This window comes from Rhizobium sp. CB3060 (genome assembly GCF_025200735.1).
GTDB lineage: Bacteria > Pseudomonadota > Alphaproteobacteria > Rhizobiales > Rhizobiaceae > Rhizobium.
The window spans coordinates 881,299-903,965 of the sequence record NZ_CP104159.1 but is presented as its reverse complement, the minus strand read 5'-3'; the positions used below and the strand labels follow the sequence as shown (position 1 = coordinate 903,965).

Here is a 22,667-nt window from a genome sequence, read left to right as displayed (position 1 = left end):
TGCCGATTCGGCCGTTCTCATTGCGCCATATCTCGACGGGGTGACTCTACCATGTCTTGCGTGCGCATGCCTACTAGCGCCGGATCGACGGCTCCTGGGCGCGGCGTTCAATGTAGCGCGGTCGAATTGAAGAGGCGCGGATCATGATCAAATTCTGATCAGGCCGTTGAATGAAACGTGATCATTCTGTCGAATGGTAGGACGATTTCAGGCTATCGAAAACGATTCCGAACCGCTTAAATGACGAGGTTGAAAAGCGGATTCGGAGCATTTTGTGAATGACTGATATGTCCACGCGCCAACGGGGGGAGGTGGCGCAAGCTTCCAGCTCACGGCCGCTTAAGATTGCGCTGCTCGTGGCTGGCGCGTTTTTCATGGAAAACCTGGATGGCACCGTCATTGCCACCGCCTTGCCGCAGATGGCCGCTTCCTTCGATGCCCGTCCTGTCGATCTCAATATCGGCATGAGCGCCTATCTGCTGACGCTCGGCGTCTTCATTCCGATCAGTGGCTGGATCAGCGATCGGTTCGGCGCTCGCCTGGTTTTCACCACCGCGGTCGTCATCTTCACCTTGGCTTCCGTTTTCTGCGGCTTTGCCAATGGTGTCGGCTCTTTTGTCGCCATGCGCATCCTGCAAGGCATTGGCGGCGCAATGATGGTGCCGGTCGGCCGCCTCTTGGTTCTCAACAATACGCCGAAGGATCAGTTGATCTCGGCAATCGCGACGATCACCTGGCCGGCGCTCGTGGCACCCATTCTCGGGCCGCCGCTCGGCGGTTTCATCACCGATCATGCGAGCTGGCGCTGGATCTTCTTCCTCAATCTGCCGCTCGGTATCTTGGCGTTCATCTTTGCCCTCATGCTGATCCCGGAGACCAAGAATTCCGCGCGACCACCCTTCGATTGGACAGGCTTTGTCGTCAGCGGTTTCGGCCTGGCGAGCCTGATGTACGGGCTTGAGCTGATCGGCCGTCCCGATCTGGTGTGGCTGGAAGCATGGGGTTATGTCGGCGTTGGTTTCGCGTTGCTCGCAGGCGCCACCTTCCATTTTCTGCGAACCAATCATCCCCTGATCGATCTTGCCGGACTGAAATCGCCGACATTCGCCATCACCATCTCCGGCGGCTCGCTGTTTCGTATCGCCATCGGCGCCGTGCCTTTCCTGCTGCCGCTCATGTTCCAGGTCGGTTTCGGGCTTAGCGCCTTTCACGCCGGCATGCTGACCTTGGCGGTCTTTGCCGGCAATCTGGCGATGAAGCCAGGCACGACGCCGATCCTCAGGCGCTTCGGCTTCAAGCCGGTGCTAGTGGTCAACGGCATCCTCAATGCGATCTTCATCGCTGCCTGCGCGCTGTTTTCGGCTGATACGCCGCTCTGGTTCATCATCCCTGTGCTGTTCATCGGCGGCATGTGCCGGTCGATGCATTTCACGGCGCTGAACACCATTGCCTTTGCCGATATCCCGCCGCTGCAGATGACGGGTGCGAACACGCTGTTCAGCACGGCTTTTCAGGTGACCACGGGTATGGGGATCGCCGTGGGTGCCATCGGCATCCGTATTGGCCAGGCGGTCAGCACGCCGCTCGGGGTAGGCGGGATCGCAGCGATCGAATTTCGCCTGGCTTTCATCATGCTCGGCATCATCGCGCTGCTGGCCGTGCTGGACTGCCTGCCGCTCGATGCCAAGGCCGGCGACAATGTCTCGCGCAAGCCGAAACCGAACGCGAAAAAGGCGGCCTGAACGGTCGCCTTCGGCAGGAGTATGCAGGGTGGGCCGCAGCCGCCCGGCGGCTCAAAAATGATAGTTGATAAGGTTATAGCGCAAGAGAAGAGTGGGCACGGCGATCAAAAGGAGAAGAAGCACTGCTATGCTTGCGGCACGCAACATTTTTAAGCGGCGCGTGCGCTGACCGGTCCAGTCATATACCATTTTACATGTCTCCCCGTTCCGTGCGCGCTAAAAGGCAACAAAATCAAGCTCTAGTCAATACGAATAATAGAATGACCTTTAACAAGTGCCGCCTAATGCATTGGATTGACGAGGGGTTCGCTCTGTATGGAGCGGTATCTATTTGCCTCTTGCTTCGCAGAAAGGTCGTTTTGTGACCGTGGTCATGGCTATATAACGGTTGAGGATGTCCTTGCGGCTGTGCGGGGATGGGAGATTGTTTCCGAACAGAGGAATGACGTGATGAGCAAGATGCGTGCCCTGGTACTGGAGCGTCAGCATGAGCTGGCGTTACGCGATATCGACCTGCCGCAAGAGGTCGGGCAGGGTGAGGTGAAGATCAAGATTCATACGGTCGGCGTCTGTGGATCGGATGTGCATTATTATACGCACGGGCGCATCGGTCCGTTCGTCGTGAATGCGCCGATGGTACTCGGCCATGAGGCGGCCGGCACGGTCGTCGAAGTCGGCGCCGGCGTCGCGCATCTGAAGGTCGGTGACCGCGTCTGCATGGAACCCGGTATCCCCGATCCCAATTCCAAAGCCAGCCGGCTCGGTATGTATAACGTCGATCCGGCTGTCACCTTCTGGGCGACGCCGCCGATCCATGGCGTGCTGACGCCCTTCGTCGTGCATCCGGCCAATTATGCCTTCAAGCTGCCAGACAATGTCAGCTTCGCCGAAGGCGCGATGGTCGAGCCTTTCGCGGTGGGCATGCAGGCGGCCACGAAGGCGAAGATCACGCCCGGCGATACCGCCGTCGTGCTCGGCGCCGGCCCGATCGGCACCATGGTTGCGATCGCCGCACTTGCCGGCGGCTGCGCTCGCGCCATCGTTGCCGACCTTGCCCAGCCGAAGCTCGATATCGCCGCCCAATATCAGGGCGTCATCCCGGTCAATATCCGCGAGAAGAACCTGGTCGAAGAGGTCAGGCGCCTGACGGACGGCTGGGGCGCCGATGTCGTGTTCGAGTGCTCCGGCTCGCCGAAGGCCTGGGAAACGGTGATGGAACTGCCGCGTCCGGGCGGGGTCATCGTTGCTGTCGGTCTGCCGGTTGCCCCGGTCGGTCTCGATATCTCCACGGCATCGACGAAGGAAATCCGCCTCGAGACCGTCTTCCGTTACGCGCATCAATATGAGCGCTCCATCGCGCTGATCGCGTCCGGCCGTGTCGATCTAAAGCCGCTGATCTCCGAAACCTTCAAATTCGAACAGTCGATCGAAGCCTTCGACCGGGCCGTGGAAGCACGGCCGAGCGACGTCAAGCTGCAGATCGTCCTGGATCAGTAAGCACCTGCTGTTGGCGGCCGCGTCATATAAATGGCGCGGCGGGTTTGTCTTTTGCGCAGCATGATCCTGTCTGAAAACACCATCTGCCCTTTCGCGATCATGCCCGAACCGGTAGACGTTCCCGCAAAAGCGGTGCTAGCGTAGTATCGAACAGAGGGAACGAGGCGGTAAACGCCGCAAAACGGGAAGGGCCGCCGTGCCGCACGACGTCGCATTGATAGCACTGATTGCCGCCGGTTTCGTGTTTGCGGCCATTTTCGGCTATCTCGCCGACCGGCTGCATCTGCCACCGCTGGTCGGCTATCTCGTGGCCGGTGTGATGATCGGCTCGTCGACGCCGGGTTTTGTTGCTGATACCGCTCTGGCGTCGCAGCTCGCCGAAATCGGCGTCATCCTCTTGATGTTCGGCGTCGGCCTGCACTTTTCGGCGGCTGATCTGCTTGCGGTGCGCGGGGTTGCGATTCCCGGCGCCATCGGCCAGATCGCCATCGCGACCCTCTTGGGAATTGGCCTGACCTCGCTGTGGGGGTGGGACCTCGGAGCCGGCCTGGTCTTCGGTTTGAGCCTTGCCGTTGCCAGTACCGTTGTGCTGCTGAAGGCGTTGGAAGAGCGCAATCTGGTCAGCTCCGCCAATGGCCGCGTCGCCGTCGGCTGGCTGATCGTCGAGGATTTGGCGATGGTGCTGGCGCTCGTCCTGTTGCCGGCCTTTGCCGGCGTTCTTGGCGGCCACGCCGGTGTGGGCACGCACGCAAGCAGCGGCCCGATCTGGCTGACCATAGGCATTACCCTCGTCAAGGTGGCGGCTTTTGCCGCCGTCGCGATCTTCATCGGCCCAAAGATCGTTCCCTGGCTGCTGACCTCCGTCGCGCGCACGGGCTCGCGCGAGCTCTTCACGCTTTCCGTTCTTGCCATCGCGCTCGGCATCGCCTTCGGGGCGGCGGAGATATTCGGGGTTTCCTTCGCGCTCGGCGCATTCTTCGCCGGCCTGATCATGAGTGAGTCCCATCTCAGCCATCGAGCAGCAGCCGATTCCCTGCCGTTGCAGAATGCCTTTTCGGTATTGTTCTTCGTTTCCGTCGGCATGCTCTTCGATCCGTCGGTGGTGGTGCGCGAACCGCTGATGGTCCTCGGAGTGCTCGCCCTTATCATTGTCGGCAAGTCGTTGATTGCTTTCTGCGTCGTGTTGCTGCTGCGTTATCCCGCCAGCATGGGTTTTGCCGTCTCGGCAGGACTTGCTCAGATTGGCGAATTCTCCTTCATCCTGGCCGGCCTCGGCGTCTCGCTGGGCCTCCTGCCGCGCGAAGGGCAGGATCTGATCCTTGCCGGTGCCATTCTGTCGATCACGATCAACCCGCTGGTTTTCCTTGCCGTGGAGAAGCTGGAAAAATCGGCCTTTTCCCGGTGGCCGGTGCGCATGGCCGGCTATGGTTCGGCAAAGCACGATCGCCTCTGCCGCGAGCTGGCTATTATCAGCCAGGAGCGCGAGGAGAGGGACCGTCAGCATCACCTGGAGATCGAGCAGTTGCTCGAGACGTTTCCGATGTTCGCCGAGCTCGACGAAAGCGCCCAGGAAGAACTTCTGCTGCTTTTCCGGCCAAGGTCCGCCTCGCCGGGCGATCGCGTCATCCGCACCGGCGACCGGGGCGACAGCATGTATTTCATTGCGTCCGGCGCGGTCGAGGTGCAGCTCGAAGACGACGAGATTCCGCTCGGCGCCGGTTCCTTCTTCGGCGAAATGGCGGTGTTAACCGGCGCACGCCGCACCGCCGATGTGGTGGCGGTCGATTTCTGCCAATTCCTGGTTCTGGAACGCCGCGACTTCAATCTCTTCATGTCCCGTCATCCGAGCCTACGCGCCGCTGTCAGCAGCATGGCACAGGAGCGGCAGGAGATGAACGTATCCCGCCAAAGGCGGGATCAATCGCTGGACGCGAGTTGACCGCCCGAAAGCTTATCGCCGCGACAGCCAAGCCTTGGAGACGCGGCAGGCCATCGTATAGGCCGGATCGAAAACATTGCCGACATCATAACGCACGACTTGGCCAAGCAAATGACTGGCGGCGGTCTTGTTGAGGCCGTAGTCGGAGGTCAGCCACCTAAGCATTTCGCTGGTTGCATGCTGCAGCGCCTGGTCGAGCGGTCGGGCATTGCCGACGGTGAAAATGTCGTCTGCCGTTTCGCCACGCGGCCAGACGATCTTTTTCTTTTCGACGCTGAGCCGCACCGTCACTTCGAAGGTGGTCTCGATGCCGGTTCCGACGATCTCGCCGTCGCCTTGTACGGCGTGACAATCGCCAAGGAAGAAGAGGGCGCCCGGCGCAGAGACGGGAAACCAGATCGTCGTGCCGGGCCCGAGCAGCCGGTAGTCCATGTTGCCACCGAATTCGCCGCTGGTGGCAGTGGATATGGCCTGGCCGAGCGAGGGGGCGACACCGAAGCAGCCGATCATCGGCGATAGCGGCAACACGAAAGACTCAAGACCCGTGACCGGCTCCGCAAGCCGGGCCGTCAATGCCTGACGATCGATCTGCCAGATGACCTTTTCGCCCGGCGGCAGCGTCCGTACGTCTTCCGGGTCGACGACATTGCCGGCAACGACGCTTCGGGTGAAGCCTGTGTCGCGTGTCGGCACCATGCTGAGGATTTCGACCTTCAATGAATCGCCCCGTTCCGCACCTTCGACAAAAATCGGACCATTCATCGGGTTAGGGCCGGACGCCCGCTGGACGCCTTCCTTATCGTAGCCGGCGGCATCGAGCGTTTGCGTAACGACAGTGTCTCCGTCGGCGATGCGCAATGCTGGAGGAAGAGAACCAATGACGTTGTGATAGGCCATTGGGATAAAATGGTGTGTTGCCATGGAGCGTCAGCCTTGTCTGAAGTCGGGTTCATTCAACTTATGCCGGCTTTCGCTCAGGCGAAAAGAGCAGAATGGCGCCGCAGGCAAATTGTCGCGTCAACTGCCGTCAGACCGACCACCAGATGGCACAAAGCGCTATCGCCTTCACCGCCTCGCAAAATATCTCCATCGCTTGGCTTAATCGCTTCGTTTGTCGAACCCGGCGCGAAGCTACTCCTCCTGGTTAATCTTCAACGAAAAGCGGCTTTGTGCTACGACAATCCAGGTGCGATTGAATGCGCGTGCGGGGGAATAAACATTTCAAATTCTCTCCTTGTTCAGAACCTGAGAAAAATTTCCGGCTCGATGATCAAGCAGTCGATCCGAAGGCGGATCGTCGCGATCGCTGCCGGCTTGATCGTCCTGATGATGGCGACTTCTGTACTGTCGATGGTGATGGTTGGGCGGCTCGGCCATCTGCTCGATGAGCTGACGGAAAGGTATAATCCTGCCAACGAGCATCTGATGCGGATCCATGTTCTGTCGCTTGAAAGAGCGCTGGCGCTGCGTCGCATGGTGATCGCAAAGATGCAGGATCCACCTGACGAGATCGGATATAAAGCTCGCAAGGAGATGTACGACGCTAAGGGCGCTGAAGTCGACCGCGAGGCGCAGGCTACGCGCAGCCTCATCAATGCGGTCATCTCAGATACGAATACGCCCTCGGATAACGCGGCACTGGCGCGCGTCGATAGCCGGATCGATAGTCTGTTGAGTGATGGCCGCAGTCTGCTGCGCAAGGAGACAGGGGAACTGCTTTCATTCCTCGATGCGCGGGACTTTGCCGGCGTGAGAGATCGCCTTCCGCGCGTCGACGCACTCCGGGACGAACTCGATCAAAGGATCGACACCCTCCGTCAGGAGATGCTGGAAGTGAGCCATGGCGCCATCGCAACGATCAGGAAAGAGCAGTCTCAAGCAGTCCTGATCTCTGCAATCGCCACGCTGCTTGCCGCCGTCCTCGGATTGATCTTCGCCAACCTTGTCAGCGGTGGCATCATTCGCTCGGTTCGGGGGCTGCTGGAGGGAACGCGTGCCGTCGAGGCCGGCCATCTCGATCAACCTATCGCTGTAACGACGCGCGACGAAATCGGAGAGCTGGCGGCTGCGTTCAATCGAATGGTCGTTCAGTTGCGCGACAACCAGCGCGTCAGGGAAACGTTTGGCAAATACATCGATCCCCGCGTCGTGGAAGGTCTCATCGATCGCCCAAACTTGACCGCGGCCGAAGGTCAGCGTCGGTTGATGACGGTGCTGTTCTGCGATCTCAGGGGATTTACGAGCCTGAGCGAAGGCTTGATGCCGCAAGGTCTGGTCAAGGTTATGAACCGCTATTTTTCCCTCATGTCCGAGCCTATCCGGACCAACCGCGGGATCATCGACAAATATATAGGCGACGGCATCATGGCCTATTGGGGCCCTCCGTTCGTGGACGAGACAGATCACGCGCGGCTGGCATGTCTGGCCACTCTGGACATGATTGACCGTATTGAGACGCTACGGCGGGAAATCCCCGACTTGCTCGGCGTTCGCGGCACGCCGATCGAGAAATGCGATTTGCGGATAGGCGTCGCGACGGGTGAAGCATTGGTCGGAAGCATCGGCTCTGACATCATGATGAGTTACACGGTGATGGGTGACGCGGTCAATCTCGCCTCCCGCCTGGAAGGCGCAAATAAGGTTTACGGCACCCGCAATCTGGTCAGCGAGAAAACAATCGCTGCGGCGGCTACCGCACTCGAGTTTCGGGAGATCGATCGGATCGTCGTCGCTGGCCAAACTCGTCCGGAGGTCATTTTTGAGGTGCTTGGACGCAGTGGCGAACTGACGCCGGAACGGATGGCATTACGGGACTCCTATCGGGAAGCGCTCACGGCATACCGAGAACGTCGATGGGATGACGCGCTTGGCGCGCTCAAGGCATCGCTGGAGATAATACCGGATGACGGACCATCGCTCGGCCTGCTTGCTCGCATCGAAAACCTGAAAGCAAAACCACCATCCCACGACTGGGACGGATCTTGGCGCATTGAGAAATAGGAAGGGGGAGGGCGATATTCTTGCGTTCCGGGATCAAAAAACACAGCAGTGCGTGACCTAACCCAAAGGCGGTACGTTGTGGGTGATATCAATACTACGTGATGTTGTGTACCATTTCTGGGGTACTCGGGGTCCAACGCTCTTAACTTCATCCTTATCGGGATTCTCGGAAAAGCACGTATATGCATTGCTGCATATACTCTATCTGAAAAGAGCAGCGACATGAACGCAAGCGAGTTGGGGCACGCTTCGCGAGCCGTTTTATTCATTGATGTCGTAGATTCCGTTCGTCTCATTGAACATGACGAAGAAGGCACCGTCTTGCGTTGGCTCCGCATGATGGACTGTATCGAGAACTCCATTCTGCCCGGATCGGGGGGGCGCGTCGTCAAGCATCTCGGTGATGGAATGCTTCTTGAATTCGAGAATATGCAGGCGGCAGCGTCGGCAGCATTTGAGATCCAGAACGCAAGTGCGCGCGACAACGCCGAACAGCCGCCCGATTGTCAGATACTGCTGCGCGCAGGCATCGACGTTGGCGATGTGATCATATCGCACCAAGATCTCTACGGACGTGGCGTGAACCTCGCCGCCAGGCTCATGGGCCTCGCCGGTCCGGGCGAAATCGTCGTCTCTGCGCGCGCGCGGGGACAATTGACGCCTCACCTCGATGCCGACGTTGAGGATCTGGGCGAGTGCTATCTGAAGAACATCGAGGCCCCCGTACGCGCCTTCAGAATTGGACCGCCGGGACCCCATCCCATCGTCCAGTCGCACTGGTCGCTAGGAGAACTGCGCCCAACGCTCGCGGTCATCCCTTTCGCCGTCCGGGGCGAAGCTGCAGAACAGGGGATCCTGGGCGAGGTCTTGGCCGACGAAATCATCCGCGCTCTGTGTCGTATGCAGGAGCTCAACGTTATTTCACGGCTCTCAACGACCGCTTTCGCAGGACGCAGACTGAACCTCGACGAGGTGAGACTGCATCTGCACGCAAACTACGCCGTCTCAGGGGTCTGCAGCGTGACCGGCGACAGCGTATGTCTCGACGCGGAATTGGTAGAAACAAAGACGGGGCAAATCGTTTGGGAGAATCGCCTCACGGAGCGGATCATAGGAATTCTCGAGGGCGACCAGGAAATCGTTAGTCACGTAGTTGCCGAAATCTGCAATGCGATCATGGCACGCGAACTGCTGCGTACGCGCTCGCAGCCGCTTCCGACCCTTGAAAGCTATGCGCTGCTCATGGGCGCCATTACCTTAATGCATCGCCTGAGGCTTAGGGACTTCAGCGACGCCCGCACAATGCTGGAGGCGATCTTGGAGCGCGGATCGTATCAGCCACTCGCGCAAGCATGGTTGGCGAAGTGGCATGTCCTGCGCGTGCAGCAGGGCTGGTCCGACGACGTCATGGATGATGCCCACCGAGCGCTCAATCTGACAAAACGCGCTCTTGATTCCGATCCAGAATTTTCGCTCGCCCTCGCGGTTGATGGCTTCGTGCATATGAACCTCCTCAGGCATTTCGATATCGCACGGGAACGTTACAACCTTGCCATTCACACCAACCCGAGTGACGCGCTGGCCCTCTTGCTAAGAGGAATGATGCACGCCTTTTGTGACGAGGGAGAGCAAGCGGTGAGGGATACGGAGCTGGCGCTTATGCTGTCCCCTCTCGATCTGCATCGGTTTTTCTACGATTCGCTGGCCGCGTCAGCAAACCTGACGGCAGGCAACTACGCTCGCGCCTTGGAACTTGCCAATCGATCTCTGCGCGCGAACCGAATGCACACCTCGACTTGGCGGGTTCTCACCGTGGCACAGTGGCAGCTCGGCATGCATGAGGAAGCGCGAGAATCCGCGCGTGAGCTATTGAGGCTGGAGCCCGCATTCACGGTTGGCGGGTACCTGGACCGCACGCCAGGCGCAGCTTTCTCAATCGGTAAGCTGATCGCCGACGTACTGCTAAAAGCTGGAGTGCCGCAATAAGGGATGCATTAACAGGGGGATGGGCAAATGAGCAACATATCACCGCAGGCATCGCAAGGGGGGCATGGTGGACACGGCGGTCATGGCGGCCACGGCGGACATGGCGGACACGGTGAGGAGGATGACGTCTTCTTCGGAACGGACGCGCCGCTGGTCGCTGATGCGCTGATAAACAATCGCGACGGAATTGTCGGCAATTTTCGCCGGCCTGAAGCGGTGCCTCCGGAGCTTGATCTCGAAGATTCTGGCAACATGGCCAGGTGGGCTCAGGAACGGCGAGAGCAGGTCGTCGACTTCGAGCTTCATTCCCGCATTGGCTTCTCTCAGGGTACGGATGCTTCTCCAGGAAGCATGAATGTCTGGCATTTGGACGTTGAGTTTGACCCGGACGACGCCGTGCCAAAGGTCACCTATCGTCCGCTCGTCAGAATGGTCCGGCCTACTGAGCAAGTTTTCCGTGGCCAACTTGAGCTTGTTGCGAACTATGCCGATTTGCGGGCGGATCGAGTCACCGAAATTCTGGCGCAACGCGATGGACCGGCCGCATTCCTGGCTTCCATCGCATACATTGCCCCAGACCGTGCGCGTTGGACGCTTGAACTGTTAGGGGCCGTCTTCCGGCTCGCTCAGTTTGTCGAATTTCGCATGAAGCACGCGCTCGCCTGCCGACGGCCAATCGAATACTCGCCACAGATACAGCCAATGATCCTTACGCCGGAACACGGCAGTCTTCCCAGCGGCCACTCGACTGAGTCCTTTGCGATGGCCATCGTACTGGTGCGGCTTCTCCGGGCTTCGTCCAATCCCGTCTACGAGCAGGACATTTATGCTGTCCAACTGCTTCGGCAGGCGGCGCGGGTTGCTGTTAATCGGCAGGTAGCCGGGGTGCACTTTCCAGTCGACAGTGCGGCGGGTGCGCTCCTGGGTTTGACCTTAGGCGAATATTTCTGCCGTCGGTTTAGTGGGGCGGCCAACTTCTATGCCTGGTCCTTCAACGGCGAAGCCTATCCGGGAGATGCCGATTTCGATTGGACAGGATGGTACGACGTTCGGCAGCAGCGGCAAACTGCTCCGGATACGAGGTCTCCATGCGCCGCGGAGCTGGGCCGCTACAAACTTGGAGCCGCCTCTTCTATCCTCGACTGGCTGTGGGAGAAGGCGCTAGCCGAGTGGTCCTGATCGCCCTGGTTCCAACCCAACAGTGAGGGAGAAGCCATCATGGAATGGCGAAAAACCGACCTTGAACACAGCTATTGCCGAATCGAAGGGATAGATCCTAACGCCGATTGGGTTCTCGGGCCTGGCTTTCGTGATTTTTCACGGGGTCACGATGACGTCTTGATCCCCTGTACGATCGGTCCGCTCGACGAATCCATGGTGGACATGATGAGGACCTTTCATAGGGTCGATGCTCAGCAAGGCGGGTGGGAAAGTGGAGTCTTCGTACCGTCTCTCTATCATGATGCGACAAAGGGCCAACACATGATCGCGTTTGTGAGAAGAGCCGTGTTCGATAACCTAGCACGCGGGGAGGGGCCATTCGGCCAAATTCGCACGACCGCGAAACAGATCGACATGAGCCTACCCCTCAATTCGAAATCGCTGCCCAAACACTGGAAGAGCCGCACGCCAGCATCGAAACCTGTCCCTCCACCGGTCTTCTCCCCTGGCCATTGGCCGAAGGATACAGTTGTTATTGGTATCATCGATGATGGAATCGCTTTTGCCCATGAGCGGTTTCGGCTCGCTGACGGCAGCTCACGTGTTCAATATGTCTGGCGTCAGGACGGCATCTTTGACGATGACGGTTCAACCGTCGATTTCGGAAGCGAGATATGTAAGCTCGATATATGTAAACCCGATCAGCCGCCGCGCGGAGGTATCGACAAACTCTTGAAGGCTTACGACCAAGCTGGGCTGATTGACGAGGAGGGGCTCTATCGTGAGGCAGGTCTGATCGACTTTCGTGATCCCGACCACAAGGCCGCGGCCTGGCGACTATCGCACGGCACCCATGTACTCGATCAGGCGGCCGGCTACGATCCAGTCGACGCGCCAATGAACCGCCCGATCATCGCCGTTCAGCTTCCGGTTTCGGTGACGGCCGATACCTCCGGTTCGAACCTCAAGACATTTGCGACGGCCGCGATCAAATATATCCTCGATCGAGCAGATCGGCTCGCAGGAAAGGGTCACCTGGCTGACGGCTCATGGCGGCCGCTGCCGGTTGTCATCAATTTCAGCTATGGCATGCTCGCAGGACCGCACGACGGCACTCTCGATCTCGAGCAAGCTCTCGACAGTTTTGTTACCAAGCGGGGCGCACCGCTGCGCATTGTCTTGCCCGCTGGTAATGCAAATCTTTCGCGATGCCACGCCGCGGTTAAATTCAATGGGACCCGCACTCCGGTGTCTCTCAAATGGCGCGTTCAGCCCGATGATAGTACGCCAACGCAGATGGAAATCTGGTTGCCGTACGATCCAGGAAAGCCGGGTGCGAGCCGGGTGACCGTAGCCGTCGAAACACCGTCTGGGCTACGGAGTGCGCCCCTCAAGGAAGAGGTGGGCTCGGGAGTCCAGCTAGTCTCGAACGACGATGTCGTCGCGTGTGCCCATTACGCCTTTCGTTCGTCTCCCACGAAACGGGGCGTTTTTATCATCTCGCTGCAACCCACGGCGCGCTTGCGACCCCTCGACAACCCCGCGGCGGGCGACGCGACAGCGCCGGCAGGAGTTTGGAAGGTCATCATCACGAACTCCGGCCTGCGCCCCGAACAGGAGCTGGAAGCATGGATTCAATGGGACGATGTGATCTACGGATATTCGCGCCGTGGTCGGCAATCCTATTTCGAGGCAGACTGCTATCGTCGGTTCGATCCTATAACCGGCGACGTGGTGGACGTGGATGACAAGGGCAATCCTTGTATCATCAGGCGAGGCGGCCTCATCAACGCCATCGCTACCGGAGATGAAACAATCGTGGTCGGCGGGGTCCAGCAGAAGGATCTCACCCCGCCAAAATATGCAGCCGGCGGTCCGGTCGCGCCAACCCGCAACGAGCCTTCTCATCGCGTCGGACCGGACGCGGCGTGCGTCAGTGACGATTCACGGGTTCACAACGGCATTCTCGGGGCCGGATCGAGAAGCGGGTCTGTGATCGCCATGAGCGGAACGAGCGTTGCCGTCCCGCAAATCGTCAAATTGGTGGCGGAAATGCTGGCAGACGGCGATCCAGGGAATCGCGAGTCGATTGCTCGCTTTGCAGCGGCTGAAGAACGCGCCCGCTGGGAGGCGTCAGGAGGCGTCAATCCGAAGGCGCCGGAAAGTTTCGACAAGGAACGATGCGGCTCCGGTCGCATCGTGAGACCGCGACGAGATTGGCTGAATCGCTACGAGAGGGATACCTGACGAAACGCCTAAACCCACCCCCGCGCAAACCTAAAAGTGCATAAGGCATCTTATGGAACTATAATCTTTCAGAAATATCAGCGAGAAGTCCCAATCCACTTACCGTGTTTGGGTGATCCCGCCGCCCTCGACGTGAAAACATCCGTCGCCTTATGATGCCGAGCATGTCTGACGTCTTGGAGACAGCAAGGATTCAGAGTCAGACGGAGGAGTACAACTCGCCAAGCTGAAGCCAGCTTTCGTATCGCGTTTCACCGCATACATGAGCTGGTCAGCCTGGCGCATCAGCTCGTGCAGCGAAGCGCTGTCACCAGGAAGGGCGACTACCGCGCCCATGCTGCATGTGACACTATGGCCAGTGCTCTCCAATGCCGCCATGAACCCCACATGCAACCGCTCAGCCACTTCTGGTGCGCACTCTTCCTTGGATAGCTTTATTAACATGGCAAACTCGTCGCCGCCCATCCGTCCGAAACAGTCCTCCAAGCCGATTAGTGCCTTCCCCTCTTCTGCAAGGCATTGCAGGAGCCGGTCCCCTGCTTGGTGTCCGAACCGATCGTTAACGGCCTTGAAGCCATCAAGATCGAAATAGGCAAGTAGCAAAGGCTGATTGCGCGTCGTTGCCGATGACAGCATTGCTTCAGCCTGGCGTTGGAACTCCTGCCGGTTCAAAATTCCTGTCATCCAATCTCGCCGCGCGAGGAGGCGTTCCCGGTCGAAACTTTGCCGGAAGCGCGTCACGACACCAGCGACACATCCGAACTTGATAAGTTGCATTACCAGTTCGACCATCGCGTTTGCGTCGAGATGACCGGAAATTCCTAGTGTGGTCGCAACCGACAATATGATTTCCGCGACCGCGATGCTCATCCCAGTTTTGAAACCGAAACGCCAGCACGCGACACAAATTGGCAGCATATAGAGCAGGCCGACATTGTGAATGCCGCTGGTCCGGAAAAGCCAATCCAAGCTTGCCATACAGATTAAGCTGAGGATCAGTAGTCGCCAAACGGCGGTTGGCGTCAGGGAGCTGAGCCACTGTTCCGGAGAAAACAATGGGGCGTCGAGATAGCCATTCCGCTGGCTTCGATAGTCTTCCCGCAATGTTGTCATCCCTCCGTACACACCGTCCTTCCGCCCGTGTGCCGGCCAAAAACCGGACTAGCCGCATCAGAGGATCAAAGATGCGCAAGGCTGCAGAAGCCGAGCGTTGGAAACCTGAGGTTAGTCTGGCACAGACGCCTTTGGCTTAAGCCTGCGCGCCCGTCCACCATGCTTATTCCTAACCTTGTAGCGTTTCCACGCCCCGGTCTGAGTCTCACAAGCTGTCGAAGGAAATAGCTGAAAATCCTTAATATTTAGGGAGCGCAACCTCACTGCGAGGGCGGCGGCTGTGCAGTTTGTTGGCCGCACAAAGCAGCTCGCCATCTTTGGTTCGGTTTTGCTAAGTTTAATGGGCAGTATAAGCCCCGTCCACCAGATGGCAGCTCCCGGTGATGAAGCTTGCCTGTTCCGATAGAAGGAAACATACGAGAGCCGCCACTTCCTCAGGGTTTCCGCGTCTGCCCATGGGCTGGAGTAATTCCATACGTCGGGTGCTTGTTGCTTCCGAATGCTCCGACAGAAGCGGCGTTTGAATCCAACCGGGACCGACGGCATTGATACGGATGCCCATTCGCGCATATTCGATTGCGGCAGCCTTCGTCAGTCCTACAACACCATGCTTGGCCGCCGTATACGCCGATGCAAAGGGCAATCCAACCGAACCGAGGATGGAAGCTATGTTGACGATAGCGCCGCCGCCGCCCGACAGCATGGCGGCGATCTCATATTTCATGCAGTAAAAGGCGCCATCCAGATTGACGCTCATCAACTTCCGCCACTGGTCGAGCGGGTAGTCCGCGGTTGCCTTTCGCACACCATCGAACCCCGCGTTGTTGACCGCCAAATGTAGGCCACCATAGGTTTGGACGCTGAAATCGACTAACCGCTTGACGGCTTCTGCATCGGAAACGTCGACTGCAAAGGCGCAAGCCTGGCCTCCCTGCGCGCAAATCTCGCCGGCGACGCGCCGCGCTCCATCGGCGTCAAGATCGGCAACGACAATCTTGGCTCCCTCGTCGGCAAGTTGAAGGGAAATAGCGGCCCCGATCCCAGAGCCAGCCCCTGTCACAACCGCGACTTTTCCGTCGAGGCCTAGCTTCATAATATCCCTCCCCTTTTAGTTCGTGCTAATCGAGCAGAGGCCGATGGTTGATGCAAGTGGTTTCCTCGACGATACACAACTGCACATTTGCAGCCGCGCGGAGCCGTATCCAGCGTCTGAATGGTAGAGCCCGTGTAAGACCCCACGCCGCTCGCTCAACAATCATAACAGATGCAGCTTTCGGTTTTCGATGTTTCTCAAATCACTCAATCAGAATCAGCTAATGTGGTGATAGCTTCTGAAACGCGGCGATGTTAAAGACGAGCGTAGGGCTGATCTATTGTTGGGCAGGTGGAAATGGACGAAAGCCGCGTCACGCGCCGGGGGCTGGTGCTCGGTAGTCTGACTTTGATGATTTCTGGATGCGTGTCGGGGTCGCAGGATGGACCTCCGCTTGGATACAACGTCTTTGGGAGGGACCCGGATAACGATTCTCGCCTTCGGCGACAAGAGGTAGCTTACGATGGAGGCGAACCGCCGGGAACGATTGTCGTCAATACGTCGGAGCGCTATCTCTACTTCATCGAGCAAGGTGGCCGGGCAACGCGTTACGGCGTTGCTGTTGGTGAAGAGGGGTTGAGCTTCAAAGGGGAAGCCACCATCGGACGTAAGGCGGAGTGGCCGTCGTGGAAGCCCACCGATGACATGATGCAACGTAAGCCTCGTCTGATGCAGTATGCGGACGGCGTGCCGGGCGGGCCGCTCAATCCACTAGGCGCGGCGGCTCTCTACCTCTACCAGGACGGACATGACACCATGTTCCGGCTGCATGGTACAAACGCTCCCTGGTCGATAGGTCATGCGGTGTCTAACGGATGCATCCGTCTGACAAACTCAAATATTGTCGACCTCTATAGCCGCGCCCCTGTAGGGACGCGGGTGCTGGTCATCTGATCGAATGTTCATTCATCGACCCCAACAGTTTGACCACGGGCAACTTAAGAAGGTTAGAAAAAACACAGATAATCCGTCGCAGTGTGTTCTTTCTGCACTAGGCCTATATGTTAGTTGTGACTACTATTTGATTCGTTGCCTACCATAAGTAATGCAATCCTGAGGAGAGAGGACTTCTTTGATGAGCAGAATTCTAATCGCAATCATCTCTGTTTTAGCCGTTGCCAATCTCAGCGCTTGCGCAGACATTGGCAAAGGAAAGGGTAAGGCACCGCCGCCCGCAGCAGCGGCAGTCTACAAGTAAGGTTAGCCTTAAATGAGAGGGGGGGCCGGATTAGACCCCCCCTCCCAAAACCCGCCAAATGATCCTGCTTACAATCACAATGGCGAAGAATTGATCGCTTACTTCAAGCCCCGCGCTTGTCAGGGCTTTCTAATGGAGCGTACCGATGATGCGTGGAATGGGTGGCCTTTCGCTTGCAATCCTGTTGGCGTTGGCGACAGCATCGTGCCAGACGGAAGATAAAAGTCCCCAACCCCGGTACACTTCCAACCGCCATGGCCCGGCAACAGCCTCCGCTCAAAACAAAGCCGGCCACTTTATCGAATTTCGTTCGCGCTATGCACTCACCTACGGCCATACCTATGTGGTCTTTGGACGCGCCGACGAGAATGGGAAGATGATCGATCCCGAAGTTGCGGGCCTTGCGCCGGCCTCGCCGGATCCTGGGCCTTACGTCTTGGGCCATTTTGTACCGGTGCCGGCCACGACCGGAGCGACCGATGGTGACCTGGAAGAACAGTACAGGTCGGCTAGCTGGCGAGTCATGCTTAGCGATGCCGAATACGCTGATGTTGTTGCTTTCATACGCAAGCAGCAGGCCACTTCCCATCTGTGGCAAGCAACGGTCGACAATTGCAATGCCTGGGTGGGGAACATCGCACGACACATGGGATATAAGACTCCCGGTATCTGGCTCAGGCCGCAACAGTTCATTACGCAGCTTCGAGAGCTAAACACGGCTTGAGGCGTTATCTCAGCGAGTCGGCGAGCTGCTCTGGTACTATTTGATTCTTCCGCTAAATTGTCGATGAAACTGGGGAGCGAGCGTGGTCGTATCGCTGGGGTGCGTCGACGATCGCGGATTGCAGAAAGGCTTTGGTGAACAATTTGACCGCATCGGCAGCAGGGGCCGGCCAAATCATCTGGGTGCTCGGGGTCGTCGCCTGGTACGTTATTCGCTATCCATTCGCACGTCGCGCCAAGCGTTTACGGGTTATCCAAGATCAACGCTCACAGATCGAGACCATCGGGCTCGCCGCGGCTCTTCTGGGCCTTGCGGTTGTGCCCGGAATCTATGTCGCGACGGGCATTCCACGGATGGCCGATTATCCTGCCCATGCATGGGCCGTCGGCGTTGGAACGATTTTGTCCTTCGCAGCAATGTGGGTTTTCCGCAGGACCCATAAGGAGCTCGGCAAGAACTGGTCGATAACGCTGGAGATCCGCGAAAAGCACAAGCTGGTTTGCAGCGGCCCATACGCCCTCGTCCGCCATCCAATGTACACCTCTTTCCTGCTCATGGGGCTTGGACAAGCCTTTTTGCTGTCGAACTGGGTGGTGGGGTTGGCAGGCCTGTTGGGCTTTGCAATCCTTTATTTCCTACGGGTAGACAAAGAAGAGCGTATGATGCTGCAACATTTCGGCCCCGACTATCGCGCCTATATGGATCGCACGAAGCGAATTATCCCTTATCTCTATTAGAGGTGGCACCATGCGAGGGCGAACCGTCAAGCTATCAGCATCACGACGTCTTGTCGGAGATTTGATGAGATTCTCGATCGGCGTGCCGCGGGTTGCGGTGCAGCGGCAGATGAATCTTGGTCCGCTGCTGGCCGCCAGAGCGATGCAGACACAGCCAATGAGGCCGTCCTGGACCGTGCTTTTCCTGAAGGGATACGCGCTTCTTGCCAGCGAGATTCCGGAATTGCGGCGCGCTTACGTCAAGTTGCCCAGAGCGCAGCTTTATGAATACCCGGAAAGCGTGGCCTCAATTGCCCATGAGCGCGAACATGAGGGTGAGAGGGTCGTATTGCTCAGCCTCATAAAGCGCCCCGAGAAGAGATCCATCACCGAGCTCGAGGCGCTCACCACGGCCGCTCGGTCACGTCCGGTTCTTGAAATAAAGGAATTCCGGCGGATGTTGAAATTTGCGCGTCTGCCGGGGCCCCTTAGATGGCTGATGATGTGGCTTGGGTTGAATATCGGCAGACAACGGCCACGCTTTTTTGGCACGTTTCAACTGTCGGTCTATTCGGGTCTCGGAGCAGAGTCCCTCAATCCGCTTACGCCATTGACGACGCTGCTGAACTACGGCCCGATCAGCAAGAACGGAACGGTAACCGTGCGCATTCACTACGACCATAGAGTGATGGACGGGGCCAATGTGGCGCGAGCTCTGGAGCGGTTCGAAAAGATATTGAACGACGACGTTGCCTGTGAAGTAAGAGCCCTTGCTCAAAGCGAAGCTGTGCCCAGCACGGCCGCCGTTGGAACTGCGACATGAGCCTTCAGCAAGAGGGGCGCCTTGCAGTCGTGGTCGTCGGTGCATCGCGTGGCATCGGGAGGGCAATGGCCAAGATCGTTGCTCGCGAGCGGGCTGCTGTCGTGCTTGTTGCGCGGTCATCGGAAGGTCTAGTGGCTGCTGCGGCTGACGTGCGGGAAGCCGGCGGCGAAGCTTACGCACTGGAGCTGGATATTGTCGCGTCCGATGCATCGACGCGTCTTCATGATTTCTTGTCCGCAAACGGTTTGGTCTGTGATGTTCTCATCAATAGCGCTGGATATGGTTTGCGTGGCGCGGCGACCATCCTTCCTATCGAAGATCAGCTTGGGATCGTTGATCTCAACATACGCGCCCTCACCGATCTGACCCTTCGCTTTTTGCCGGAAATGGCAGCACGGCGGCGCGGCGGCGTGATCAATCTCGGCTCCATAGCGGGGTTCCTTCCGGGGCCGAATATGGCGTTATACTATGCCAGCAAAAGCTTCGTGCGTTCCTTTTCGGAGGCGCTTCATCAGGAACTACGCCGCACTGGCGTGACCGTCACATGTGTCGCCCCGGGGCCGGTGTCCACGGAATTCCTCGAAAGATCCGGCGCTGGCCGGGCGACGCTATTCAAGATTCTACCCAAGCTGGATTCGGCTTATGTGGCTGAACGCGCCTGGCGCGGATTCAAATCCGGCCGCCGTCTCGTCGTGCCGGGCATCTCGGCCAAGCTGGTTGCCGTTGCGGCGAGGTTGTTGCCTTCCGTTGTTCTGCTGCCATTGATTGGTCGATTGCAACGTCGCAGCGGCGATCCATGTCCCTGCGGCTCAGGTGAAAAGTTCAATAAATGCTGCGGCGCCGGCCGCCAGAGCGTCGGAAGTCGCTGACGGCTTCACCCTCCCCTATATCGAAAATGGCGTGCTCGTCCGCCTCCTGCCATATTGGCAGGCCGGTGCCGGTCCCATTTCATTTTATTAGGCCAATCCCGCGCTTCCGTCCGTCAAAACACGCAATTTCATTGATTTTATTAAAGAAAACGCCCGAAAAGCCGGGATTGCGGAGCGGTTCGCCGGTAGCCCAGACCTTGTGTCCCATTACGGTTTCGTTCCGCCACCCAGGCCCGGCATTTATAAGATTTTTATATCTTTCCCTCACCCGCCGTCTCGAACCTTAATGCTGTTCGGCCGCATATTGATGTCCGAGATATTCGCAAGATGATCTCCCCGCCGGGAGGATGTGAAGGGCGCCTTCTTCGAAGGTGCCTTCAGTCTATTTCGGCGCTCAACAAGAACAAATCAAGGATCAACGATCAATGATGGACATTCTTCTTATCGGGATCGGTGTTTTATTCTTCATCCTGTGCGTCGCTTACACCAAAGCCTGCGACAGCCTTTAGTCGGAGAGACACCAATGCTCCTGGATTACATTCTCGGCGGCGGCGTGACCCTGTTTCTCACCGCTTACCTGATCTACGCTCTCATTCGCCCTGAGCGCTTCTAATTCGATAGCGCCGGGTAGGGAAAGTTACCACCATGACCTTCAATGGATGGCTTCAGATTCTGATTTATATCGGGATCCTCCTTCTGCTCGTCAAACCGCTCGGCGGTTACATGACGCGTGTCTTCACGGGCGAGCGCACGATTCTCTCCTACGTTCTCGGTCCTTTGGAACGGGGACTTTATCGCATCGCGGGAACGGATGAGCGTGAGGAGCAGCATTGGACGACCTATTCGATCTCCATGCTGCTATTCAGCCTCGCCGGCTTTTTTGTGCTGTATTTCCTGCAGCGGTTCCAGGCGAGCCTGCCTTATAATCCTGCCGGCATGGCCTCGATCGGCCCTGAGCTTTCGTTCAACACCGCCACCAGCTTCGTGACCAATACGAATTGGCAGAACTACGGCGGCGAAAGCACGATGTCCTATCTCGTGCAGATGGCCGGCCTCACCGTCCAGAACTTCGTCTCCGCCGCAACCGGTATCGCCATCGCGATAGCGCTCATCCGCGCCTTCTCGCGCGCTTCCGGCAAGGCGATCGGCAATTTCTGGGTCGATCTGACCCGGGCGACGCTCTACATCCTGCTTCCCGCCTGCATCGTCATGACGCTGGTCTTTGTCTATCTCGGCGTGCCGCAGACGCTCGGCCCCTATGTCAACGCCACGACGCTCGAAGGCGCACAGCAGACGATCGCCGTCGGCCCGGTCGCTTCGCAGCTTGCGATCAAGATGCTTGGCACCAACGGCGGCGGCTTCTTCAACGCCAACTCCGCTCACCCCTTCGAAAACCCGGATGCGATCTCCAACCTCATCCAGATGCTGGCGATCTTTGCGATCGGTGCTGCGCTCACCAACGTCTTCGGACGCATGGTCGGCAATCAGCGCCAGGGTTGGGCAATCCTCGGTGCGATGGGCGTGCTGTTCATCGCCGGCGTCATCATCACCTATTGGGCTGAAGCAGCCGGCAATCCGCTGGTGCATGCGCTCGGCATCCAGGGCGGTAATATGGAAGGCAAGGAAGTCCGCTTCGGCATCACGCTGTCCTCGCTGTTTGCGGTCATCACCACGGCGGCATCCTGTGGCGCGGTAAACGCCATGCATGGCAGCTTCACGGCGATCGGCGGCATGATCCCGCTCATCAACCTGCAGCTCGGCGAAGTCATCGTCGGTGGCGTCGGTGCCGGTTTCTACGGCATCCTGATGTTCGTCATCATCGCCATCTTCGTCGCTGGCCTGATGGTTGGGCGTACGCCGGAATATCTCGGCAAGAAGATCGAGGCCAAGGAAGTGAAGATGGCGATGCTTGCCGTGCTTTGCCTGCCCTTCGGCATGCTGATCTTCACCGCCATCGCTTCCGTGCTGCCGTCCGCCGTTGCGTCCATCGGCAACCCCGGTCCGCACGGCTTTTCGGAAATCCTCTATGCCTATAGCTCGGCAGCCGCCAATAACGGCTCGGCCTTCGGCGGTCTTTCCGGCAATACGCCCTGGTACAACATCACGCTCGGCATCGTCATGCTGATCGGTCGCTTCCTGGTCATCGTTCCGGCGCTCGCCATTGCCGGCTCGTTGATTGCCAAGAAGACGGTTCCAGCCTCCGCCGGTACCTTCCCGACAGATGGCCCGCTGTTCGTCGGACTGTTGGTCGGCACGATCCTGATCGTCGGCGGGCTGACCTTCTTCCCGGCGCTGGCGCTCGGCCCGATCGTCGAGCACCTGTCGATGATTGCCGGACAGACCTTCTAAGGATCCGCGATGTCGCAGCCCATGTTCATCAGGCTTCGAAAGCTCATCGATCCACGCCCCTTCGATAGGGGGCGTGGCACGGCCGGGATGGCCTGCGCTTCCGACGTCATCCTGGCTGCGATGGTCACGCTGTTTCTCGGCCTTGTGGTCTTCGGAATTTTACTGGGCTGACCGGGCAATCCCGATCCGCCGTGTCCCTCTTCACGCTGG

Annotated in this window: 20 protein-coding genes; 16 read left to right on the top strand and 4 right to left on the bottom strand. The window is 58.3% G+C overall.

Translation table 11 applies throughout. The features are described 5' to 3' along the window. Nucleotides 1-287 precede the first annotated feature (287 nt). The 3 genes from N2601_RS23525 to N2601_RS23515 all read left to right on the top strand — a co-directional run bounded on the left by N2601_RS23525 (nt 288) and on the right by N2601_RS23515 (nt 5,178). Nucleotides 288-1,742, top strand: a complete 1,455-nt coding sequence (locus N2601_RS23525; RefSeq protein ID WP_260305232.1) for an MFS transporter — start codon at nt 288-290, stop codon at nt 1,740-1,742. A 450-nt stretch (nt 1,743-2,192) separates the two neighbouring features. Further along, nucleotides 2,193-3,239, top strand: a complete 1,047-nt coding sequence (locus N2601_RS23520) for an NAD(P)-dependent alcohol dehydrogenase (protein WP_260305066.1) — start codon at nt 2,193-2,195, stop codon at nt 3,237-3,239. Nucleotides 3,240-3,435: 196 nt separating this feature from the next. Beyond that, nucleotides 3,436-5,178, top strand: a complete 1,743-nt coding sequence (locus tag N2601_RS23515; RefSeq protein WP_260305065.1) for a cation:proton antiporter domain-containing protein — start codon at nt 3,436-3,438, stop codon at nt 5,176-5,178. 12 nt (nt 5,179-5,190) lie between these two features. Here N2601_RS23515 and N2601_RS23510 read toward each other — a convergent pair whose 3' ends face one another. Continuing rightward, a complete protein-coding gene (locus N2601_RS23510) occupies nt 5,191-6,099 on the bottom strand; it encodes an acetamidase/formamidase family protein (protein WP_260305064.1) in 909 nt (302 codons plus the stop codon). A gap of 345 nt (nt 6,100-6,444) precedes the next feature. Between N2601_RS23510 and N2601_RS23505 the strand changes: the two genes are divergently transcribed. Beyond that, nucleotides 6,445-8,178, top strand: coding sequence for an adenylate/guanylate cyclase domain-containing protein (locus N2601_RS23505; RefSeq protein ID WP_260305231.1), 1,734 nt, complete (start codon nt 6,445-6,447; stop codon nt 8,176-8,178). 222 nt (nt 8,179-8,400) lie between these two features. Next, entirely contained in the window at nt 8,401-10,164 is a 1,764-nt protein-coding gene (locus tag N2601_RS23500; RefSeq protein WP_260305063.1) for an adenylate/guanylate cyclase domain-containing protein, read from the top strand. A 39-nt stretch (nt 10,165-10,203) separates the two neighbouring features. Here N2601_RS23500 and N2601_RS23495 read toward each other — a convergent pair whose 3' ends face one another. Then, a complete protein-coding gene (locus N2601_RS23495; RefSeq protein ID WP_260305062.1) occupies nt 10,204-10,470 on the bottom strand; it encodes a hypothetical protein in 267 nt (88 codons plus the stop codon). 45 nt (nt 10,471-10,515) lie between these two features. On the opposite strand from N2601_RS23495, the gene N2601_RS23490 reads away from it, so the two are divergent. Both N2601_RS23490 and N2601_RS23485 read left to right on the top strand, forming a co-directional pair. Further along, entirely contained in the window at nt 10,516-11,343 is an 828-nt protein-coding gene (locus N2601_RS23490) for a phosphatase PAP2 family protein (protein WP_260305061.1), read from the top strand. A gap of 327 nt (nt 11,344-11,670) precedes the next feature. Further along, nucleotides 11,671-13,572: a hypothetical protein gene (locus tag N2601_RS23485; protein WP_260305060.1), complete on the top strand. Its 1,902-nt coding sequence runs from the start codon at nt 11,671-11,673 to the stop codon at nt 13,570-13,572. A gap of 150 nt (nt 13,573-13,722) precedes the next feature. On the opposite strand, the gene N2601_RS23480 is transcribed toward N2601_RS23485, so the two are convergent. Continuing rightward, nucleotides 13,723-14,685 (bottom strand): GGDEF domain-containing protein, encoded by a 963-nt coding sequence (locus tag N2601_RS23480; RefSeq protein ID WP_104826733.1) that lies wholly within the window; start codon nt 14,683-14,685, stop codon nt 13,723-13,725. Nucleotides 14,686-15,022: 337 nt separating this feature from the next. Beyond that, nucleotides 15,023-15,778 (bottom strand): SDR family NAD(P)-dependent oxidoreductase, encoded by a 756-nt coding sequence (locus N2601_RS23475; RefSeq protein ID WP_104826732.1) that lies wholly within the window; start codon nt 15,776-15,778, stop codon nt 15,023-15,025. Nucleotides 15,779-16,075: 297 nt separating this feature from the next. On the opposite strand from N2601_RS23475, the gene N2601_RS23470 reads away from it, so the two are divergent. The 9 genes from N2601_RS23470 to N2601_RS23430 all read left to right on the top strand — a co-directional run bounded on the left by N2601_RS23470 (nt 16,076) and on the right by N2601_RS23430 (nt 22,628). After that, a complete protein-coding gene (locus tag N2601_RS23470) occupies nt 16,076-16,672 on the top strand; it encodes a L,D-transpeptidase (protein ID WP_104826731.1) in 597 nt (198 codons plus the stop codon). A gap of 181 nt (nt 16,673-16,853) precedes the next feature. Next, nucleotides 16,854-16,976 (top strand): ABC transporter, encoded by a 123-nt coding sequence (locus N2601_RS23465; RefSeq protein WP_104826730.1) that lies wholly within the window; start codon nt 16,854-16,856, stop codon nt 16,974-16,976. A 145-nt stretch (nt 16,977-17,121) separates the two neighbouring features. Beyond that, a complete protein-coding gene (locus tag N2601_RS23460; RefSeq protein WP_104826729.1) occupies nt 17,122-17,700 on the top strand; it encodes a hypothetical protein in 579 nt (192 codons plus the stop codon). A 143-nt stretch (nt 17,701-17,843) separates the two neighbouring features. Further along, entirely contained in the window at nt 17,844-18,437 is a 594-nt protein-coding gene (locus tag N2601_RS23455; RefSeq protein ID WP_104827878.1) for a protein-S-isoprenylcysteine O-methyltransferase, read from the top strand. A gap of 10 nt (nt 18,438-18,447) precedes the next feature. Beyond that, a complete protein-coding gene (locus tag N2601_RS23450; RefSeq protein WP_104826728.1) occupies nt 18,448-19,239 on the top strand; it encodes a hypothetical protein in 792 nt (263 codons plus the stop codon). Continuing rightward, nucleotides 19,236-20,108: an SDR family NAD(P)-dependent oxidoreductase gene (locus tag N2601_RS23445; RefSeq protein ID WP_104826727.1), complete on the top strand. Its 873-nt coding sequence runs from the start codon at nt 19,236-19,238 to the stop codon at nt 20,106-20,108. Before N2601_RS23450 ends, N2601_RS23445 begins: the two co-directional genes overlap by 4 nt. Nucleotides 20,109-20,631: 523 nt before the next feature. After that, nucleotides 20,632-20,721, top strand: a complete 90-nt coding sequence (gene kdpF / locus N2601_RS23440; protein WP_034509905.1) for a K(+)-transporting ATPase subunit F — start codon at nt 20,632-20,634, stop codon at nt 20,719-20,721. A 32-nt stretch (nt 20,722-20,753) separates the two neighbouring features. Further along, a complete protein-coding gene (gene kdpA / locus N2601_RS23435) occupies nt 20,754-22,457 on the top strand; it encodes a potassium-transporting ATPase subunit KdpA (protein WP_104826726.1) in 1,704 nt (567 codons plus the stop codon). Between the two features lie 9 nt (nt 22,458-22,466). Then, complete coding sequence (locus N2601_RS23430) at nt 22,467-22,628, top strand: hypothetical protein (protein WP_158704570.1); 162 nt, start codon at nt 22,467-22,469, stop codon at nt 22,626-22,628. Nucleotides 22,629-22,667 lie beyond the last annotated feature (39 nt).

What these genes read in the sequence shown, in the direction of transcription:
- N2601_RS23510 (WP_260305064.1), bottom strand. Translation starts at nt 6,099, where the DNA reads ATGGCAACACACCATTTTATCCCAATGGCCTATCACAACGTCATTGGT.
- N2601_RS23460 (WP_104826729.1), top strand. Translation starts at nt 17,122, where the DNA reads ATGATGCGTGGAATGGGTGGCCTTTCGCTTGCAATCCTGTTGGCGTTG.
- N2601_RS23490 (WP_260305061.1), top strand. Translation starts at nt 10,516, where the DNA reads ATGAATGTCTGGCATTTGGACGTTGAGTTTGACCCGGACGACGCCGTG.
- kdpF (WP_034509905.1), top strand. Translation starts at nt 20,632, where the DNA reads ATGCTCCTGGATTACATTCTCGGCGGCGGCGTGACCCTGTTTCTCACC.
- N2601_RS23470 (WP_104826731.1), top strand. Translation starts at nt 16,076, where the DNA reads ATGGACGAAAGCCGCGTCACGCGCCGGGGGCTGGTGCTCGGTAGTCTG.
- N2601_RS23520 (WP_260305066.1), top strand. Translation starts at nt 2,193, where the DNA reads ATGAGCAAGATGCGTGCCCTGGTACTGGAGCGTCAGCATGAGCTGGCG.
- N2601_RS23450 (WP_104826728.1), top strand. Translation starts at nt 18,448, where the DNA reads ATGCGAGGGCGAACCGTCAAGCTATCAGCATCACGACGTCTTGTCGGA.
- N2601_RS23445 (WP_104826727.1), top strand. Translation starts at nt 19,236, where the DNA reads ATGAGCCTTCAGCAAGAGGGGCGCCTTGCAGTCGTGGTCGTCGGTGCA.
- N2601_RS23465 (WP_104826730.1), top strand. Translation starts at nt 16,854, where the DNA reads ATGAGCAGAATTCTAATCGCAATCATCTCTGTTTTAGCCGTTGCCAAT.
- N2601_RS23505 (WP_260305231.1), top strand. Translation starts at nt 6,445, where the DNA reads ATGATCAAGCAGTCGATCCGAAGGCGGATCGTCGCGATCGCTGCCGGC.
- N2601_RS23495 (WP_260305062.1), bottom strand. Translation starts at nt 10,470, where the DNA reads ATGAAGCTCGAAGTCGACGACCTGCTCTCGCCGTTCCTGAGCCCACCT.
- N2601_RS23430 (WP_158704570.1), top strand. Translation starts at nt 22,467, where the DNA reads ATGTCGCAGCCCATGTTCATCAGGCTTCGAAAGCTCATCGATCCACGC.
- kdpA (WP_104826726.1), top strand. Translation starts at nt 20,754, where the DNA reads ATGACCTTCAATGGATGGCTTCAGATTCTGATTTATATCGGGATCCTC.
- N2601_RS23480 (WP_104826733.1), bottom strand. Translation starts at nt 14,685, where the DNA reads ATGACAACATTGCGGGAAGACTATCGAAGCCAGCGGAATGGCTATCTC.
- N2601_RS23500 (WP_260305063.1), top strand. Translation starts at nt 8,401, where the DNA reads ATGAACGCAAGCGAGTTGGGGCACGCTTCGCGAGCCGTTTTATTCATT.
- N2601_RS23475 (WP_104826732.1), bottom strand. Translation starts at nt 15,778, where the DNA reads ATGAAGCTAGGCCTCGACGGAAAAGTCGCGGTTGTGACAGGGGCTGGC.
- N2601_RS23525 (WP_260305232.1), top strand. Translation starts at nt 288, where the DNA reads ATGTCCACGCGCCAACGGGGGGAGGTGGCGCAAGCTTCCAGCTCACGG.